The 18,822-nt window shown below is 41.2% G+C and carries 17 protein-coding genes; 2 read left to right on the plus strand and 15 right to left on the minus strand.

Going from position 1 to position 18,822, the window contains the following annotated elements; translation table 11 throughout:
* The first annotated feature begins 83 nt into the window (after positions 1–83).
* Complete coding sequence (locus C2M33_RS19375; RefSeq protein ID WP_233999276.1) at positions 84–836, plus strand: transporter substrate-binding domain-containing protein; 753 nt, start codon at positions 84–86, stop codon at positions 834–836.
* Here C2M33_RS19375 and C2M33_RS19380 read toward each other — a convergent pair.
* The 3 genes from C2M33_RS19380 to miaE form a co-directional block, all read right to left on the minus strand.
* On the minus strand, positions 826–2,730 hold the full coding sequence (locus tag C2M33_RS19380; protein WP_105175208.1) for a sensor histidine kinase: 1,905 nt from the start codon (positions 2,728–2,730) through the stop codon (positions 826–828). The two genes, C2M33_RS19375 and C2M33_RS19380, sit on opposite strands and share 11 nt — an antisense overlap.
* 5 nt (positions 2,731–2,735) lie before the next feature.
* Positions 2,736–4,958, minus strand: a complete 2,223-nt coding sequence (locus tag C2M33_RS19385) for a GGDEF/EAL domain-containing response regulator (protein WP_105175209.1) — start codon at positions 4,956–4,958, stop codon at positions 2,736–2,738.
* Positions 4,959–5,183: 225 nt separating this feature from the next.
* Positions 5,184–5,942: a tRNA isopentenyl-2-thiomethyl-A-37 hydroxylase MiaE gene (gene miaE, locus C2M33_RS19390; protein WP_055021736.1), complete on the minus strand. Its 759-nt coding sequence runs from the start codon at positions 5,940–5,942 to the stop codon at positions 5,184–5,186.
* Positions 5,943–6,171: 229 nt separating this feature from the next.
* On the opposite strand from miaE, the gene C2M33_RS19395 reads away from it, so the two are divergent.
* On the plus strand, positions 6,172–6,771 hold the full coding sequence (locus C2M33_RS19395) for a Yip1 family protein (RefSeq protein ID WP_105175210.1): 600 nt from the start codon (positions 6,172–6,174) through the stop codon (positions 6,769–6,771).
* Between the two features lie 82 nt (positions 6,772–6,853).
* Here the strand turns inward: C2M33_RS19395 and purF are convergent, their stop codons facing one another.
* The 12 genes from purF to C2M33_RS19455 form a co-directional block, all read right to left on the minus strand.
* Positions 6,854–8,380: an amidophosphoribosyltransferase gene (purF, locus tag C2M33_RS19400; protein WP_105175211.1), complete on the minus strand. Its 1,527-nt coding sequence runs from the start codon at positions 8,378–8,380 to the stop codon at positions 6,854–6,856.
* Positions 8,381–8,398: 18 nt separating this feature from the next.
* On the minus strand, positions 8,399–8,893 hold the full coding sequence (locus tag C2M33_RS19405; RefSeq protein ID WP_036969851.1) for a CvpA family protein: 495 nt from the start codon (positions 8,891–8,893) through the stop codon (positions 8,399–8,401).
* A 61-nt stretch (positions 8,894–8,954) separates the two neighbouring features.
* Positions 8,955–9,611 (minus strand): SPOR domain-containing protein, encoded by a 657-nt coding sequence (locus C2M33_RS19410; RefSeq protein WP_105175212.1) that lies wholly within the window; start codon positions 9,609–9,611, stop codon positions 8,955–8,957.
* 11 nt (positions 9,612–9,622) lie between these two features.
* Positions 9,623–10,888, minus strand: a complete 1,266-nt coding sequence (gene folC / locus C2M33_RS19415; RefSeq protein ID WP_105175213.1) for a bifunctional tetrahydrofolate synthase/dihydrofolate synthase — start codon at positions 10,886–10,888, stop codon at positions 9,623–9,625.
* Positions 10,889–10,913: 25 nt separating this feature from the next.
* Positions 10,914–11,789, minus strand: a complete 876-nt coding sequence (accD, locus tag C2M33_RS19420; protein WP_063706788.1) for an acetyl-CoA carboxylase, carboxyltransferase subunit beta — start codon at positions 11,787–11,789, stop codon at positions 10,914–10,916.
* Positions 11,790–11,947: 158 nt separating this feature from the next.
* The gene (truA, locus tag C2M33_RS19425) at positions 11,948–12,742 is read right to left on the minus strand and encodes a tRNA pseudouridine(38-40) synthase TruA (protein WP_063706786.1); all 795 of its coding nucleotides are present in this window, start codon (positions 12,740–12,742) and stop codon (positions 11,948–11,950) included.
* Positions 12,743–12,883: 141 nt separating this feature from the next.
* Positions 12,884–13,216 carry a Na+/H+ antiporter subunit G gene (locus C2M33_RS19430; RefSeq protein ID WP_171038274.1) on the minus strand — a complete coding sequence of 111 codons (333 nt, stop codon included), beginning with the start codon at positions 13,214–13,216 and terminating at the stop codon, positions 12,884–12,886.
* 8 nt (positions 13,217–13,224) lie between these two features.
* Positions 13,225–13,494 carry a K+/H+ antiporter subunit F gene (locus tag C2M33_RS19435; RefSeq protein ID WP_063706782.1) on the minus strand — a complete coding sequence of 90 codons (270 nt, stop codon included), beginning with the start codon at positions 13,492–13,494 and terminating at the stop codon, positions 13,225–13,227.
* Positions 13,488–14,024 (minus strand): Na+/H+ antiporter subunit E, encoded by a 537-nt coding sequence (locus C2M33_RS19440; RefSeq protein ID WP_063706780.1) that lies wholly within the window; start codon positions 14,022–14,024, stop codon positions 13,488–13,490. The genes C2M33_RS19435 and C2M33_RS19440 overlap by 7 nt, the downstream gene beginning before the upstream one ends.
* Positions 14,024–15,541 carry a monovalent cation/H+ antiporter subunit D gene (locus tag C2M33_RS19445; protein ID WP_063706778.1) on the minus strand — a complete coding sequence of 506 codons (1,518 nt, stop codon included), beginning with the start codon at positions 15,539–15,541 and terminating at the stop codon, positions 14,024–14,026. Before C2M33_RS19445 ends, C2M33_RS19440 begins: the two co-directional genes overlap by 1 nt.
* Positions 15,538–15,882, minus strand: a complete 345-nt coding sequence (locus C2M33_RS19450) for a Na+/H+ antiporter subunit C (RefSeq protein WP_063706776.1) — start codon at positions 15,880–15,882, stop codon at positions 15,538–15,540. The genes C2M33_RS19445 and C2M33_RS19450 overlap by 4 nt, the downstream gene beginning before the upstream one ends.
* Positions 15,882–18,674 carry a monovalent cation/H+ antiporter subunit A gene (locus tag C2M33_RS19455; protein WP_063706774.1) on the minus strand — a complete coding sequence of 931 codons (2,793 nt, stop codon included), beginning with the start codon at positions 18,672–18,674 and terminating at the stop codon, positions 15,882–15,884. Before C2M33_RS19455 ends, C2M33_RS19450 begins: the two co-directional genes overlap by 1 nt.
* Positions 18,675–18,822 lie beyond the last annotated feature (148 nt).

The following is an 18,822-nucleotide window of genomic DNA, read 5'->3' on the forward strand; positions in this document are numbered from 1 at the left end:
AGTATTTTAACTATGCTTTAAACAGTATTGTAAAAAACGCATTATCTATGATGAGTCAATTAAGCTGTTTTTGTTGCTGTTTTTTGTTTAGCTTTTCAGTCCATAGCCAAACTTGGCAACTGGTCACTGAACCATACCCGCCTTACTTTATTAATAATCAGAGCGAGCCGGGTTGGTTGCACGAAGTCATTATTGCTGCACTTAAAAGCCAAAAACACCAAGCAACGATTGAATACACCCATTGGGCGCGCGCTTTAAAACTTGCTAAGCGCCATAAACGTGTTGCTGTACTAGGGGCTTTTTATACAGAGCAAAGGGCTAGAGAATTTAGCTACTCACAACCCTTAGCAACTGCTCATACGGTATTATTTAAGCAGGCTGGCAAAGACATCACCTTTACCGGATCACTCTATTCATTAAAGCCATATACAATCAGCAAAGGCGAAGATTATGTGGTGAGTGACGAATTCGAACAGCATCCTGAACTGACCATAACAACTACAGATAGTTTGATTGAAAGCTTATTACTGTTAAAGCATGGCCGTGTTGATTTAGTTGCCGGTACTAAGGAGGTCGCACTCTATTGGCTCGACAAGAGTGAACGGTTACAGCAAGCAAAACAAACAGAATTAGAAATAATTAGCCCCTACCTTGCCACTCAGTATTTACATGTGATCACCAAAAAAGATCACCCTCACGCTGAGCTATTTCAGCAAAGCTTATATTTAGGCGTGCAGTCTTTAAAAAACTCGGGAAAGCTGGATGAAATACTTAAAAGCTATGAACTCAGTGCAGAGGAAATTGCAAGCATCCATCAATTATTAGCTAAACATTAGTGCTCGTTGAAATACTAATCGGTAGCGTGATTTTAAACTGTGTTGCAATATTTTCTGGCAGTTCATTAGTTGCGACTAAGCTTATCTTACCTTTTAGAACATTTGTAACCCACTGATGAACAAGATACAACCCAAGCCCAGTGTGACCGTGTTTTCTTGATGTGGTGAAGAAAGGATCAAATAGCTGTTCTCGCAAGGATTCATCTATACCTGAGCCATTGTCAGACACTTTAATACATAATGTATTGTCACTTTCTAGATAAACAGCTAACTGAACCTGCTTTGTGTCATGCTCATTAAAGGCATGAGAAATTGCATTGACGATTAGGCTTTCTATAATTTGTGAAATAACCCCAGGTCGACTCGTGATGTCTTGTTTGACATCGATGTGCGTTTCAATTGTTACTTTAGAGGCCTTAAAGCGAGATTTTAAACCCAGTAGAAGATCATGGGTGACTTTTTCGATATTAAAGCTAACAAGTTGATCATTCGAGCGATCATGGGCCATTTCTTTAAAGCTTTTCACATGAGCGATCGCTTTATCTAAATTTACTTTTGAGAGCGACAAATTATCGGCAATACGTTCAACTCTCGTTTCTAAAAACTGCTTTGTGAAGCCTTGGTCAATTTTATCTTTGAGTTGTTGATTAATTAACTGTGCATTTGATACTGAAATAGCAGCACCACCTAATGGGGTATTCATTTCATGAGCGACACCGGCCACCATTAAACCGAGCGATGACAACCGTTGCGCTTCAATCAACTCCCCCTGTAATTGATGCTGCTGTTTTATATAGCGTTGTAATTTGCTATTAGCCGCTACCAGCTCCTGCTGCTCATTTTCTAAATTTGCTGTTGCTTTAATGATTTGACACTGATCACGATAACTACGCTTTAAATACAAACCAGCAATAGTAATTAGACAAACAGCACATGCCAAAGCAATGCCAAATGACCATAAAAATATCTCCCTCAGTACTGAATTGTCCGCTTTTACCAGCACAATGATATTACTTAATGCATTGTCATTATTATTACCGAGATTCATTTTTAAAAAGCTGGTTGTACGACTATGCGATGTAATAAGTTGCTGCGTTTTCGGTAATTCAGCAATTGTTTGCCATAACTGATCATCATCTTCGCTGAGAGTGAGTTGTGGCTTATCTAACATAAAGCCCCACTCTTTCTTACTATCAGGATTTAACAACCAATAGCCTTCGCCATTAACCAATTGTATTTGAGCTTGCAAAGTACTCAGTGACTTAATTTGTTGTAAGGTTTTCGATAGGTCAAAATTGACAACAATTAACCCATCTAACACAAAAGTGTCGTTCGTGGTTCGATAGGATGCGCGCAATGTCGGCTCATATGGGGCGACGACAACGCCGCGTTCAACATTTAAATCTATTGGCGTGATGTATACATCACCTTTACTGTGCGCAATTCCTTCAGTGAAGTAATAACGATTACCTTTATTTTGCAACTGTTGTGGTGCCACAACTTGGGCTTTACCAGCTTTAAAATTAACGCGGTACCGTTCTTGGCCCTGGCTATCTAACCAACGTATTTGAGAAATGCTGTCAGCAGCTAAACCAAAATTAACAAAATGAGTTTGTATTTGTTGTTCAAGTTCAGCGTCGGATACGTGGCGTTTTAGCGCTTCGTCAGCCACCAGCAATTTAACCACTTTACGCACATCACCCAACTCTCTGCTAAAGGTATTATGCGCTGCAAGTAAGGTGTTATCTTGTAAAAGCGTGACATTACTTTTTTGTATTTGGTATTGCAGTAAATAAACCATAGCGCTTATAAATAAGCTGCCAATGACAATAACCACAAATTTTATAAGTAGCCTTTTCTTTAGTAACTCATATTGGTGATTTACTTCTACCATAATAGTTAGTTAGACCGGCCCTTTAGCCACTGCAATGCATCATCATAAAACATGGGTTTAGCGTAATAATAACCCTGCCCTACACTACAACCAGCTTCAACGAGCCAAGCGTACTCAGCCTCCGTTTCAATGCCTTCCGCTGTTACTTCAAAACCGAATTTTTCTGCTAATAGCATAATCATTTCGATAATATGTTGATTAGACCTCGAGTCTTGAATATTGCTCACAAAACAGCGGTCTATTTTTATATTTTGTGCTGGTATTTCACTAACATGGGCGAGCGATGAATAACCTGTCCCAAAATCATCAATGCTAATTTTTATCCCTAAACCGGCAAAACGACATAAACATGCATTGATCTTTTCATAGTTAAAAATTGCTTGGGTCTCTGTTACTTCAAGCTCAAGTAACGAAGGTGAAATGCCATATTCCTCAATACGTGCCGCAATCTCAACAAAGTAATCATCGGCTAACAAATCAAACGTAGAGGCATTAAACGCGATTGGCAAACTAACGCCCTGCTCTGCAAATTGGTTAATCGTTTGCATTATTTTGTCAAAAATCAACTTATCTAACTCACTAATAAGTCCAGCAGTTTCGGCAAGTTCAATAAACTCATCGGGTCTGACAAATGTTCCATCACCTCTTTGCCATCGCGCCAGTGCTTCAAAACCAATGACTTCATTAGTGATTAAATTAACCTTGGGTTGTAGGGCTACTTGGAGCTCTTTGTTGCGTATTGCGGTGCGCAGCTCTTGCATCAATTCATAGCGCCGTGTAATCGCTTTGGTATTATCTAACGTATAATAGAGAAGCTCAGCTCTTTGTGTGTTTTCATCATTAAGAGTAGACTCTGCTAAATTGAATATTTGCTCTGCGTTATGATCTTCAAAGGCGATTAGCTGCATAACTAAAATACGCACATCTAAAAACTGTTTTACCCCATCAATTTCAAAAGATTGACGTTTTAAAGAGTCAACAACGCTTTCATCTTCAAATGCATGGCTTGACACTAAAACACCTAAACAATCACTTTTAAAAACAGCGATACGAGGGTGATACGGCGCTAAGGCTTGCAAAATATTCTCGCGCATTTTTAGATGTGTTTTTTTACAAAATTCATGACCAAACCGAAAAGACTTTTCGTCAAACTGAAGTATCTCAAACACCACTAACTGAGTTTCAGCTTGTTCGTATTTGTTCATATTATCGATTTCGCGCTGGAGCCAGTTCCTGTTGGGCATGTTTAGCGTTATATCGGTGTAAGCAAGCTCAGTAAGCCGGTTCATCAGTGCAATATTCGAAAAGCCTGTACTGACATTTTCACTAAATACCTTTAGTAAAAATACATTATGCTCGTCGATGGGAACATCTGATTTAACAATCGTGATGTAATAGCTAACATCAACATCAGCGGTATCAAAATAAAAAACACTGTAATGCTCAGAAAACACATGCTCTTTTTTATCTCTGGCTAAAATATACGATTGCTGTGCTTCTTCACTGAGCACATCTGTGCTGAGCTCTTTACCATCAAGCCCTCTGTAACAACCGACACTAGTAAGAACTTTTGGGTGTTTATCAACGTGCTTTTCATTGCCAACGCATAATACGCCGCCTCCCTTAGATAGATGCAAAATTTTACCTATTTCATCTAGCACCGCATGAGAAAATGCACGTATGTCGTGTTTACTATTAATGCTTCTTGCCGCATCAAGTACTAACTGCAGTCCTTGTTTGGCATTTGAGATTTGCGAAATATATTGATACGTACGAAGATGGCTACTAACGATAGATTTAAGTTTATCTACCGTCATGTCAGACTTATTCCAATATTCGTCAATATCCAGCAATTGCATTACTTGCGGTTCGGGGGCAAAGCTTGGCTGCCCTGTTAATAGCACTATGCGTATATCGTTGTTGCCTAATACGTGGCGTATGGTATTTACAAGTCTAAGGCCAGAATCGTCTTCTTCCATCACCACATCAAGAAATACAATAGCGATATCTTTGTGACGCGATAACACAGACGATGCCTCTGATACTGAATTTGCCGTAAATACCTCAAGAGACTCATTGTTATCTAGAGATATGGCATTAAAACTGTTTAGTAATGCTTGTTGGTAGTTTAAGTCATCTTCAACCGTTAAAACTTTCCATGTTTTTTGGGCATACGATTGTTCAGAAGCATCTTCTTTAAACTCGAAAGGCACATTAGAATCACGCATGACTTCTCCTTTTAACAACTTATGATTCTATTTTACGAATGTTAATAGCAACCTAGGTCAAAGGTAGTGCAAGATTTTAAAAGGTACAAATTATTTACTAAAACAATAAATGAATAAGTATTAGAAAAGTAATGAGAATTAGTTAATTTGAATAGGGGGTAAAACCCACTAAATTTGGCAAGATAAATGAATTAGAGCGCCAAACAGGCGCTCTGATTTAATATATTATGCAGGCACACCGCTGTGAAATTTAAAGTCTTCATCTGGGGTTGAAATAAGCTCAGCTTCAAGTTGACCAAAAAATTCAACACGTTCGGTAATATCAAACTCACTGATTTCTTGCGCAAGAGTTAAATAATCTTGGTAATGTCGCGCTTCAGAGCGCAGTAGTGAGATATAAAAATCACCTAAGCGCTTATCAACATGCGGGGCTAATTTAGCAAAGCGTTCACATGAGCGGGCTTCGATATAAGCACCGATAATTAACTTATCAACCAAAGCATCAGGCTCGTAAGTTTTCACGTGGCGCAGCATCCCTTTCGCATAACGACATGGAGTAATGCTTTTATATTCAATACCGTATTCATCCATGATCTCAAGGACTTGATAAAAGTGATGTAGTTCTTCTTTAATGAGCATCACCATTTTATCGATAAGGTCTTGCCCGTATGGTGAATTCGATTTTGGGATCATTGATTTAGTCAGCTTGTTTTTATCAGCAAGCTCACGCCAATCTCCTTCTCGCTTATATACAAGCGTCTCAAATGGTTTTAACCACTCAAGCAAAGCATCACTACTTTCTTTATCAACTGCATACTTACGAATTAAAAACATGGCAGACTGAGCTGCTTTTAATTCGCAGATAAGATGGTCGATTAAAACCACATCTAAGTTTTCTTTTTTGGTTGCCGCAGCAATCCACTCATCGGGTGTTTCGCACTTTAAAAAAGAATGAATGGGCGCTAACAAATCAGAATAAGGCACTGATTAACTTCTCATCAAAAATCTTGATTCGATTTTATCACATAAATAAGCCCGCATTCCATGACCCATATCAGTGCAAGCTAATTTTCTATATGCACTAAAGAGTTACATTTTATCGACCATTTCGATTATTGCAGCTTCTTGACAAGGTTTAATTACTGAACCATAACTTAATCAAAGCTGTACAAAAATAAAACAGCTCACATTCCTTTTTACAGGGGCATTGATTATGATTCTAAACCACTTATGGGGCTTGTACGCCCACCCACTCGAAGAATGGCAAACAATTGATAACCGCCACGAAAGCTTGCGCTATAGCTTGTCGCACATTTTATTAATTGCCAGTATTCCTTCAATTATGGGCTACTATTCATCTGTATATTTAGGTTGGAGTATTGGCTCTGGCGATGCAGTGTTTTTAACCCATGATAGTGCATTACTCATTGCTATCGCGATGTACTTTGCACTGGTTGCGGGCGTTTTTGCACTTGCTTACTTAGCACATTGGATGGCCGTTACCTTTGGTGCAAAACCCACCTTTACACAAACCTTAGAGCTCGCTGCATATACAGCAACGCCGGTATTTATGTCTTCATTTGCGGCATTTTTACCTGAACTTTGGTTTGTGGTGTGTGTAGGCCTTGTAGCACTTGCCTACTCTGTTTACTTGCTTTACACGGGAGTGCCAATTTTGATGCACATTCCTGAAGAGCGAGGCTTTATTTATGCCAGTTCGGTGGTCACGTGTGGGCTGATATTACTGGTAATTATTTTAGCTGCGACAGCTATCTTATGGACTAATGGAATCGTCCACCCTATGTTTACCTGAGTACATTGTTATTTTCCTTTCTTTCCACAAACAAAAAAGGAGCTATTCAGCTCCTTTTTTATATCAAATAGATATGCACTGATTAATCAGCACTGTTCTCTTCTTGATTGTGCAACTCTAAACTTGCTGACATGGCGTTTTCACGGGTTGATTTCGCTGAATCATTACGTAAACGGTCAATGTGGTTTAGGTAATCTTGGTCGATATCACCTGTGATGTATTGACCATCGAATACTGATGTTTCAAAACGGGTGATTTCTGGGTTTTCTTGGCTTACTGCCGAGATTAGGTCATCTAACGATTGATAGATAAGACCATCTGCACCGATGCTAGCATTGATATCTTCCACTTCACGGCCATGCGCAATTAGCTCAGCTGCCGATGGCATATCAATACCGTATACGTTCGGGAAACGAATCTCTGGCGCTGCTGACGCGAAGTAAACATTCTTCGCACCTGACTCACGAGCCATTTCTACGATTTGCGCTGATGTTGTACCACGAACAATTGAGTCATCAACAAGTAATACGTTTTTGCCTTTGAACTCACGGTCAATCGCGTTCAGTTTTTGACGAACTGATTTCTTACGCATTTCTTGACCTGGCATGATGAAGGTACGGCCAATGTAGCGGTTTTTAACAAAACCTTGGCGGTAAGGCAGGTTAAGTGCTGACGCAATCTCAAGCGCTACATCACACGACGTTTCAGGAATAGGAATAACCACATCGATGTCTTTATCAGCCCATTCACGTGCGATTTTTTCACCTAACTTAGTCCCCATGTTTACGCGTGTCGCATAAACAGACATACGGTCAATCGTTGAATCTGGGCGCGCAAAGTAAACAAACTCAAAGATACATGGCGAGTAAGTTGCTTTTTCAGCACACGCTTGTGAGAAAAACTGACCATCTTCAGTTACGTAAATCGCTTCACCTGGTGCTACGTCACGAACAAACTCAAAACCGTCGGTTTTTAATGCCACGCTTTCTGAAGCAAACATGTACTCAGTACCATTTGCAGTTTCACGCTTACCAAACACCAACGGACGAATGCCGTTCGGATCACGAAACGCAACAATACCGTGGCCGATGATCATTGCAATCGTTGCATAACCACCATTTACTTTATTGTTTACTTCGGTCACTGCATTGAAGATATCTTCAGCGTCAAGTTTTAGCTTGTTTGACTTGCTTAACTCATGTGCCACGATGTTAAGTAAGATTTCAGAGTCAGATGTTGTATTAACATGACGGCGAGCTTCTGAAAATAATTGCTGCTTTAATGCTTCTGCGTTTGTTAAGTTACCATTGTGCGCAAGTGCAATACCAAATGGTGAGTTAACGTAGAAAGGTTGCGCTTCTGACGAGCTAGAAGAACCAGCTGTCGGGTAGCGAACATGGCCAATACCAATTGTGCCTTGAAGGCGTTTCATATGACGGGTATGAAACACATCTTTCACAAGGCCATTGGCTTTACGTAAGCTAAACGTGTTGTTTTCAATGGTAATGATGCCAGCTGCATCTTGACCGCGGTGTTGCAAAACAGTTAAGCCGTCATATAACGCCTGATTAACAGGAGAAGTTCCGACTATGCCAACGATACCACACATTAAATTTATCCTCGCCGATTAACGGTTTACAGAATTTAAAAAGCTCGAGTTGTTTTCGAGGTACGAAAAGAACCACTCAACAACAAAGCCAAATTCTGGAATCAAAATAGAGTTGCCCCACCAATGCGTATTAGGTGCACCGGTAAAAGCATCAAGAAAGAAGAGTAACGCGCTTACGACCAACACGCCACGAAGAGCACCAAACACTATGCCAAAAACACGGTCTGTGCCAGATAAACCCGTACGTTGTACAAGCTCACCTAAAATATAGTTTAGTAACCCACCCAACAGGAGTGTCGCAAAGAATAATATGGCTATTGCGGCTGCATTTCTTAAAAGGGGTTCTGAAATACTTGTTAGGAAGGATGCTAAATATTGGTAAAACAAACTAGAGATGATAAATGCGCCAGCCCATACAGCTAATGACATTGCTTCTTTTACAAAGCCACGTATTAAGCCGATGATAGTGGATAGTGCAATAATGCCAAGTATGGCGTAATCAACCCAGATCATAAGAACCAACTAGTCGTTAATTTGGGGCGCATTCTATAAGACTACCTATAGAATTGCCAGATCATTTTGTAATTTCAAACTGAGTGACTTTGCCGTTTAACTTGGTTAACTGCTTTAACTCAGGAAGCTTACTCTCTAACTCTTTCTTGCTAAGTGAAGGACCTACAAAGACTTTTGTCAGTGTGCCGTTCGGGGTTTTGATTGGACGCGTAAAGGTTTTGAAACCATTCGCTTTTAGTTTTTCTTGTAGTGATTTCACATTAGGTGCATGAGAAAAACTACCCAATTGGATAACATAAGCCATTTGTGTGAGGTTTTCTTCTGGCTTACGGGTTGGCTCTGGAGCTTTGACAACGGTCTTTGCCGGCTCTTGGACTGCAACTTTTAGCTCAGTTTTACGAACCACAGGCTCATCTGTTGATGCTTCGACCATTTGCGGTGCATCATCGACGATTTGTTGCGTTTCATTAGCAGCAAGCTCAGCATCGTTGGCTTGAATATCTTCAACTGGCGTTTGTGACGGTTGTTCAGCAGAGGCGACTTTATTATCAATCGCCTCTTGTAAATCAATCGTAGTGAACTCAGGACGTTCAGGAATTGCTTTAAAGCCTTCAGTATAATGAACCTTTTCACCATCCAAAATATTTGGAATGAAGACAATAGCCGCTACAACCACAATGGTGGTACCTACTAAGCGATTAATAAACCCTGCGTTCACCGATTTCCTCTCTATTTTTTAAAGTAATTGATGGCTGCAGCCACTGTTATAAATGAACCAAACACAATCACAAGCGTGTTTTCATCGACATTTGGTAATAACGTGTCTAATGCAGTTTCAACACTCTCATATTGCGTGCTAGGCGCTGTTGATGTTGTTTCTGCAAGTGCGTTAGCAAGATTCTCAACCTTGTCTCCGCGGAAACAATCTAAGCTTGCTAACGACCATTGGTCAACTACATTTGCGACAGCCGACATGGCAGCCACTTTATCTTTATCTGCAAGCATAGCGACTAATGCATGAATTTTAAACCCTTGATCTTTATACACGCTTAATTTACGTGCCAAATAACGAGCAGATTCAGGATTATGCGCCACATCTGTAAAAATGAGCGGCTGCTCACTGAGCTGTTGAAAGCGCCCTTCTACGGTTAAATTTTCCAGGCAATCGCGAACTAGTTGCTCACTTGGCAATAGCTCAAGTTTAGCTAATAAGGTCAACGCTGTTGCAGCATTTTGACAAGGGATAGCAGGCTTAGCTAAGCGCCAATCGTTATCTTGGTACTGCCAGTTAAAGCCTTCACTGTCTTCTGTGAATTTAAAATCACGGCCTGATAACACCATATCAGCGTTAATTTCATTGCCGTAATCAGTCACTGTATGCGGAATCGCTAAATCGCCAACAATGGCAGGCGTATTCGGTCTAAAAATACCGGCTTTGTCGTAACCCACTAATTCACGGGTATCACCTAAGTATTCTTTATGGTCTAAATCTATTGTGGTGATCACGCATGCAAATGGGGTTACGATATTAGTGGCGTCATAACGACCACCCAGACCCACTTCTAACAGCACATAATCAACAGCGTGACGTTTAAAAATAGCCAGTGCGCCCAGTGTTCCGTATTCAAAATAAGTCAGCGGTGTGTCACCACGACCTTTTTCAAGCATATCGAATGCATCAACATGGAATTGATCATCAAGCTCTTGGCCATTAATACGCACGCGTTCGTTGTAACGAATTAGATGAGGAGATGCGTACGTACCGACACTAAAACCCTGAGCAAGTAATAAGCTTTCTAAACAGCGAGCGGTGGTCCCTTTACCATTAGTCCCTGCAATTAAAATTATTTTGCTAGGTGTATCGAGTAAGCCGACTTGGTTAGCAACGCGTGCAACGCGCTCTAAGCCCATTTCAATATTGGCAGGATGGACACTTTCTAAATAACAAAGCCAATCATCAAGACTTGATGATTGGCTAGGAAGGATTTCTGTCATAGCGTTTAATCAGTTAAGCTGAAATTTACGCTACTCTATGCTCTTGTTCAGTAGAAGGCAAGTTCATAAATTTCGCTAAGATACGTGCAAGGGTGTCACGCATTTCACGACGGTCTACAATCATGTCGATTGCACCGTGCTCTAGCAAGAATTCACTACGTTGGAAACCTTCAGGAAGCGTTTCACGTACTGTTTGCTCGATAACACGAGGACCAGCAAAACCGATAAGCGCTTTAGGTTCAGCAACGTTTACATCACCAAGCATTGCTAATGATGCCGATACACCACCCATTGTTGGATCAGTTAATACTGAAATAAACGGTAAGCCTTTTTCGCTCATTTTCGCTAGCGCAGCACTTGTTTTAGCCATTTGCATTAATGACATAAGTGCTTCTTGCATACGTGCACCACCTGATGCAGAGAAACAAATAAGCGGCATATTGTGTTCTAAACACTGATCTACAGCTTCAACAAAGCGTGCACCAACCACTGACGCCATTGAACCACCCATAAATGAGAATTCAAATGCAACAGCAGCAACAGGAATACCTTTTAGGCGGCCCTTCATTGCAACAAGTGCGTCTTTCTCGCCACTTGCTTTTTGTGCTTGGGTAATACGGTCAGAGTATTTTTTAGAATCTTTAAATTTTAAAACGTCTTTTGGCTCGTGCTCTGCACCAATTTCTTGACGTTCTGCATCATCTAAAAAGTTTTCAAGGCGCTTACGGCCACCTAAACGCATGTGGTGATCACATTTAGGACACACGTTGAGTGCTTTTTCTAATTCTGCTTTATATAAAATTGAATCACAGTCTGTACACTTAGCCCAAACCCCTTCAGGGATTTCTTTACGACCTGACGATTTGGTCGTTTTAGGTAAGATTTTTTCTAACCAACTCATTTGCAACTCTCTTAATGCTGTTCTGTGTCGCAGTCTGTTTAATTGGAAACACTCGCTTGTGTTTCTGATAACAAATAAACAGACAGATTTTTTCAATTAAAACATGAATTACCCGCAGACGATATAAAAAACTGGTCTTAGTAGTAGTCTACTAAAGTCTAACTGTCTGAATCAGGTAAAAACAAAGGCCCTAATGGTGTTTTAGGAATGCCAAAATGTTCAGGGTAATCCACATCAACTAAGTAAAGACCCGCCGCTTTTGCTGTTGCACTCGCTTTAGCACGTTCTTTTAGATCAAGTAATTCTTTTAACCACACTGGCTCATGCTTATGTAAGCCTATATCCATTAAACAGCCTGTGATGTTTCGAACCATGTGATGCAAAAACGCATTCGCTTTAATATCAATGATCACATAATCACCTTGGCGTTTTACCGACAAGTGGTGGATAGTGCGATTTGCTGTATTCGCTTGGCAATGTAGCGCCCTGAAAGACGTAAAATCATGCTCACCTATTAGATACTGACAGGCTTCTTGCATTTTAGTTTCGTCTAATGGGTGATGAAAATGAGTCACACCTTCGCTCATAATGGCGCCACGATAGGTGTAATTGTAAATCACATAACGATAGCGACGAGCTGTGGCACTAAAACGAGCATGAAAATCGTCACTGACAGGTTCAGCAAAACGAATCGAAATATCTTTTGGTAGTAAGGTGTTCATACCCATTGTAAACGCGACCATTTCGCGCTCAGCATGCGTATCAAAATGGATCACCTGCCCGGTGCCATGAACACCGGCATCGGTGCGACCTGCACAAACAATTTCAACTGGATGATTACAAATACGCGACAACGCCGTTTCTACTTCTTGTTGTACGCTATTGACGTGTGATTGACGTTGCCAACCACTGTAACGTGCGCCGTTGTACTCTACTCCAAGTGCTACTCGCATAATGACCTATTTACCTACTGAACTAAATGACGGGGCATTTTATGCGATCTACGAGCGCAATAAAAGCCACCGTGGTCGATCACATTACTGTGCCTGCTCAGATATCATACCAATTCGCTTAACGATAAGTGCGAGCTGGGATTAATCTTCTTCGATGTTGTCTAGGCCCTTGGTGCCGTCTTTAGCACGCAGCTTATGATGGATAGCCGATTTGATCAGCATATAGCCGCTGATAGGCGCGGTGATAAGCAAAAAGATTGAAATAAGAATTTCTTTCACGCTCACCCCCTCATTGGTGTAACTAAAATACACCATTGCAGCAATCAATAGCGATGCCATTCCTAAAGTTGTTGCTTTGGTAGGTCCATGTAAACGCATGAAAAAGTCAGGCATTTTCACAAGACCAATTGAACCTATCAGAATAAAGCAACCACCAATTAATAATAAGATTGAAACAATCCACTCACTCATTATCTGTTACCTTATTCAATAATGTCGCCACGTAGCAGGTATTTACACACCGCTACTGTACTTACAAAACCTAGCATCGCAATTAATAATGCCGCTTCAAAATAAAGTCCCGTGCCCATGCTCATGCCATAAAGAATGATCAAAGCAATGGTGTTAATAAACATAGTATCAAGCGCTAAAATGCGATCTGGCACTGATGGACCAACGATTAGACGCCATAGATTTAGCAATAACGAGATTGCAATCATGGCATAAACAATTAAAAAAACGGTATCTAGCATCGAAAAATCTCCTTAAGCGGTGCTTCGTAACGCTGCTTAATAGTACTAATTAACGCTTGCTCATCTGCTAAATCGAGTACGTGAATCAATAAATAGCGCTGCTCAATAACTTCGCCCTCTTCAAGTGACTCAGGAATAGGATACACCTCTGCGCTTACAGTACCCGGCGTTAACGACACGGTACTTGCCAAAATTGTAATTGGCATTTCATGACTTAAATCCAAAGGCACTTTTACAAAACCCGGACGCAATTTTTTAGTCGGTCCTAAAATCAGCAGTGCCACTTGCAAGTTAGCCGTCACAATATCGTACAGAACTAACATTAAGTGTCTAAATGCCAGACCAGGTTTCACGATAAGTGGTTGCGGATCACGAAATGGAAAGGTGATCCACGGGATAGTGATGGCAAAAAACGCGGCTAATAACAGATGACCCGGTGACACACTGTTATTTAATAACAGCCACACAACAAACAATAAAACACTGCGAAAAGGTGTCGGCAGCCAACGAAAACGAGCTTCTAAACGCATTATTGACCTCCTTGTAATACAGCATTGATGCTCGTATTAATATCAAACAACTGCTCTGAGGTTGCTAACATAAAATCAGAAATTGAACCGGCAAAAACAACCATTAAAGGTGAACATGCCAACAAAGCAATTACCGCGGTTACTTTTAAAGGGTGTGCTTTGCTGCCCTCAATTGCTTCGCTGTCTTTGTGTTTATGATCCCAAAATAAGCTTGTGCCAGCACGAGAAACTGCGACTAATAACGCAAGACTGGCAAGAATATAAATTGGCCAGAATAACATGGCTTTTTCACTATCAAGGGTGCTTTTTAGAATCCAAATTTTGCCCACAAAACCAGATAGTGGTGGCATACCAACCACTGCAAGTGCGGCGATAACAAAACAAATACCCAGTAAGAATGGCTGCGCAACGGGACGCCCTGCGACTAAACGGTCCGCAACCTTACCACGCTGCTGTGCAATTAAATCGGCAATTAAAAATAGCGCGGCACAAATTACCGTTGAGTGCACAAGGTAATAAAGGAGTGCCGCTGTTGCCGAGACATTTTGAATTGCAACGAGTGCCACTAATGTACCGACAGAGACAATCACTAAATTGGCTATCAACTTTCTAAAATCTTGACTCGCTAATACACCAATTGCTCCCATCACGATGGTTGCGAGTGCAAGGCCCCATAACCAAGGCTGTGCCATGTGAGCAAGCTCACCCGCGTTCTCACCAAAGATCACCGTATAAATACGAAGCATGGCGTACACACCGACTTTAGTCATAATGGCAAATAAGGCTGCAACCAGCGGCATCGCATTTGCGTAGGTATTTGGTAGCCATAAATGCAAAGGTAATAACGCGCCTTTTAAGGCAAATACCACGATTAACAGTAAGCCACCAATTTTAGCTAGGTAAACATCATCACCTGTCAATTGCGGGACTTTTTGTGCTAAATCAGCAATATTTAACGTACCTAGTACACCATATAGTACGCCTAAGGCAATTAAGAATACGCTTGAGCCAATCAGGTTTAAAATCACGTATTGTAATGCAGCACGGGTGCTGTGTTTATCCGCTGAGTGCATTAATAATGAATAGGATGCAATAAGTAACACTTCGAAAAATACGAATAGATTAAATACATCGCCAGTTAAAAACGCGCCGTTCACGCCTAAAATCAAAAAGTGCACTAATGGGTGAAAAAAGCTGCCTTTTTTGTCATCACCAGCACAACTATAAAGCACCACGACCGCCCCTAAGAAGCTAGTAAGCAGCACTAATAATGTCGCAAGTCTGTCAGCGACAAGTACAATCCCAAATGGCGCCGACCAATCACCTATGGCGTAAACCATTGGTGCAGTACTGTTGATATAAAACAGCAAATAGGCGCTCACCAACACTGTAACCAAAGATAAAATGACAGAGGTTACACGGCGAATTTGTAAGTTCTTTCCGCAAGGCGGCATTAATAGCAAAACGCCAGCCAGCATAGGAATTAAAATCGGTAAAGAAGCGAGATGCTGTATCATTTTTGCTCCTTCGACGACTTAACCATATGACCATCGACATGGTCATTCCCTAAATCTGCGCGTCCGCGAATCGCTAAAATAACCACAAACGCAGTCATCGCAAAACCAATTACAATGGCAGTTAAAACCAGCGCTTGCGGTAATGGATCTGCATATTCGCTGCCAGAGCCTAATACAGCGGCTTTATTAATGGTCAAGCGTCCTGATGAGAATAAAAACAGGTTTACTGCATAAGAAAGCATGGTCAAACCCAGTACCACCGGGAACGTTCGCGCTCTCAAAATTAAATAAATTCCGCATGCAACCAGCACGCCCACGCATGATGCGTACAACACTTCCATTAAATATTTACCTCTTGCTTGGGTGTATCAGCAGTCAGTTTTCCTAAACTTGCTAAAATCATCAGCGTTGCACCTACAACGGTTAAATACACACCTAAATCAAACACGATAGCACTGGCAAGCTCAGTCTTGCCGACTAACGGAATATCAAAATAATCAAACCATGTTTTTAAGAATGGACGATCAAATGCCCAACTACCTAAGCCCGTTAATAAAGCAATGGCAATACCCGAAGCGATTATCTTGCGGTAGTTAACATCAAAGCGCTCTGAAATCCAATTCGAACCATTTGCCATGTACTGTAAAATAAACGCAATTGCAGTCACTAGACCGGCAATAAAGCCACCGCCAGGTAAATTGTGACCACGTAAGAAGATGTACGCAGAAACCAATAAAGCCAGTGGTAATAAACTTTGCGAAATGCTCGCTAACAGGATTGGGTGGCGTTCGCGCGCCCAAGGGCGACCTTCACTATCACTTGCTGGCATAAACAGTGGCAAGTTAATAAGTAGTTTATAAATACCCAATGCAGCAATACCTAGTACGGTAATTTCACCTAGGGTATCAAAGCCCCTAAAATCGACTAAAATCACGTTCACCACGTTAGTACCACCACCGCCGGTTTTAGCATTGGCAATAAAGAAGTCAGAAATCGACTCAAGTGGTCTGGTTAATAAGGCATAACAGATACTTGCTACAACAACACCAATGGCTGATGAAATTCCTAAATCTCGCAATATACGTAATGAACTAGACTCTTTCGGAGTGCGCTGTGGTAAGAAAAACAGCGCTAACATAAGTAAGATAACCGTCACGACTTCTACAGTTAACTGAGTCAGTGCTAAATCTGGTGCTGAGAAACGGGTAAATACCACCGATACCATCAAGCCTACAATTGAAATCATAATCAACGAAATCATTCGTGAGCGATGCCAGATAACCGTTGCAAGCGCACCAATCACCAGTAGACCAGCACCAATCGCGTTATGGAAATCGATTGGCGTTAAACCATTTGCACCCGCCAGCTGACGCATTTCGAATAATGGCCAACCTGCGCACAACAACACCACAGTGATCATCACAAATGCATAGCGCTGTAATGAACCATTTTCGATGCGATTAATTCTTTCTTGAGACCACTTAATTAGCCCGTACATACCGCGGTCAAAACCTTTCTTCGCATTTAAGGTCGGTAATGACGCTTGGAAATGGAATAAATGTTTACGTTGAATGTAAATTAATACACCGCACGACGTTGCGATGAAGCTCATTAACAGCGGTAAGTTGAAGCCATGCCACACTGATAACGTGTATTCAGGAGCAACATTGCCTAGCACTGCAAATGAGGCCGAAGCCAAAATATCGCTTACAGCAAAGTCAGGGAACATACCTACTAATAAACACAGCACCACTAATATTTCGATTGGCACACGCATGTAACGCGGTGGCTCATGAGGCTGCTTTGGTAAGTCGACAGGGTCACCATTAAAGAAAACATCATGAATGAAACGCGCTGAATAGGCGACAGAGAGCGCTCCGGCAATTGTCGCTAATACCGGAATTAACCATGACATAGAACCCAATACTTGTTGGTGTAATGTTTCAGCAAAAAACATTTCTTTCGATAAGAAACCATTTAATAGTGGCACCCCTGCCATGGCTGCGGCTGCGACCATGGCAAGCGTTGCGGTATAAGGCATAAAGCGCCACATACCATTAAGCTTACGCATATCTCGGGTGCCGGTTTCATGGTCAATAATACCCGTTGCCATAAATAACGACGCTTTAAACGTTGCGTGGTTAATAATATGGAAAATAGCTGCCACCGTAGCAAGCTCAGTATCTAAGCCAAGTAATAAGGTAATTAAACCTAAATGGCTGATTGTTGAATACGCTAGTAAGCCTTTTAAATCATGTTTAAATAAAGCGATATAAGCACCAACGAGTAAGGTCGCAAGACCCGTCATGGCTACTAAAATAAACCAAATGTCTGTGCCTGCAAGGGCTGGATAAAAACGCGCTAATAAGAAAATACCCGCTTTAACCATAGTTGCGGAGTGAAGATAAGCACTAACCGGAGTAGGTGCGGCCATGGCATGCGGTAACCAAAAGTGAAAAGGAAATTGCGCAGATTTAGTAAACGCACCTAACAGCACTAATACCAAGGCAACTTCATACAAGCCATGTGACTGGATCAGGGTTTTGCTTGCGAGGATTACATCAAGGTTATAACTACCAACAATATCACCAATCAGCAATAAACCTGCTAGCAACGCAAGACCGCCTGCACCGGTTATGGCAAGTGCCATGCGTGCGCCTTTTCTGGCTTCTGATTTGTGCCACCAGTAGCTAATCAATAAGAATGAGCTAATACTGGTTAGCTCCCAGAAAAACCATAACTGGATCACGTTGTTCGACATCACAATGCCGACCATCGCGGTCATAAATAGCATTAAATAGCAAAATAGCTTTGCCATAGAGTCATTACTACTTAAATAGTAACGTGCATAGAAGATCACGAGGGTACCAATCCCCAAGATCATATATAAAAACAGTAAACTCAAACCATCAAGTCGAAACGAAACTTGCATGTTTAAAAGTGGGATCCAATCCGCGCTATAGCGAATTGTTTCGCCAGAAAACACCGCAGGGGTATACGAAAATACAATTCCAAGGGCAATCAAAGGCGCTAACATAGTCAAAGCGGTACTTTGATTTCGTGTTAGTTTTGAAGTGCAGGATGAAATAACACTGCCGATTAAGGATAACAGGGGTATCCAGAGCAAAGTCATAATTAGGAGCCTTTTAGTGTCATAAGAATATCAATACTGCTGCTAGTTTTAATTAGTTGCGTACTGTTCATTTGGATGGTTTAAAGTTGGCTTCAAAAAAAGCTTATAGTGCGTACAGTTATACTGATCAGGGGCTATTTTGTCTATA

The sequence above is a fragment of the Pseudoalteromonas sp. T1lg122 genome (genome assembly GCF_002964825.1).
Taxonomy (GTDB): domain Bacteria; phylum Pseudomonadota; class Gammaproteobacteria; order Enterobacterales; family Alteromonadaceae; genus Pseudoalteromonas; species Pseudoalteromonas gelatinilytica.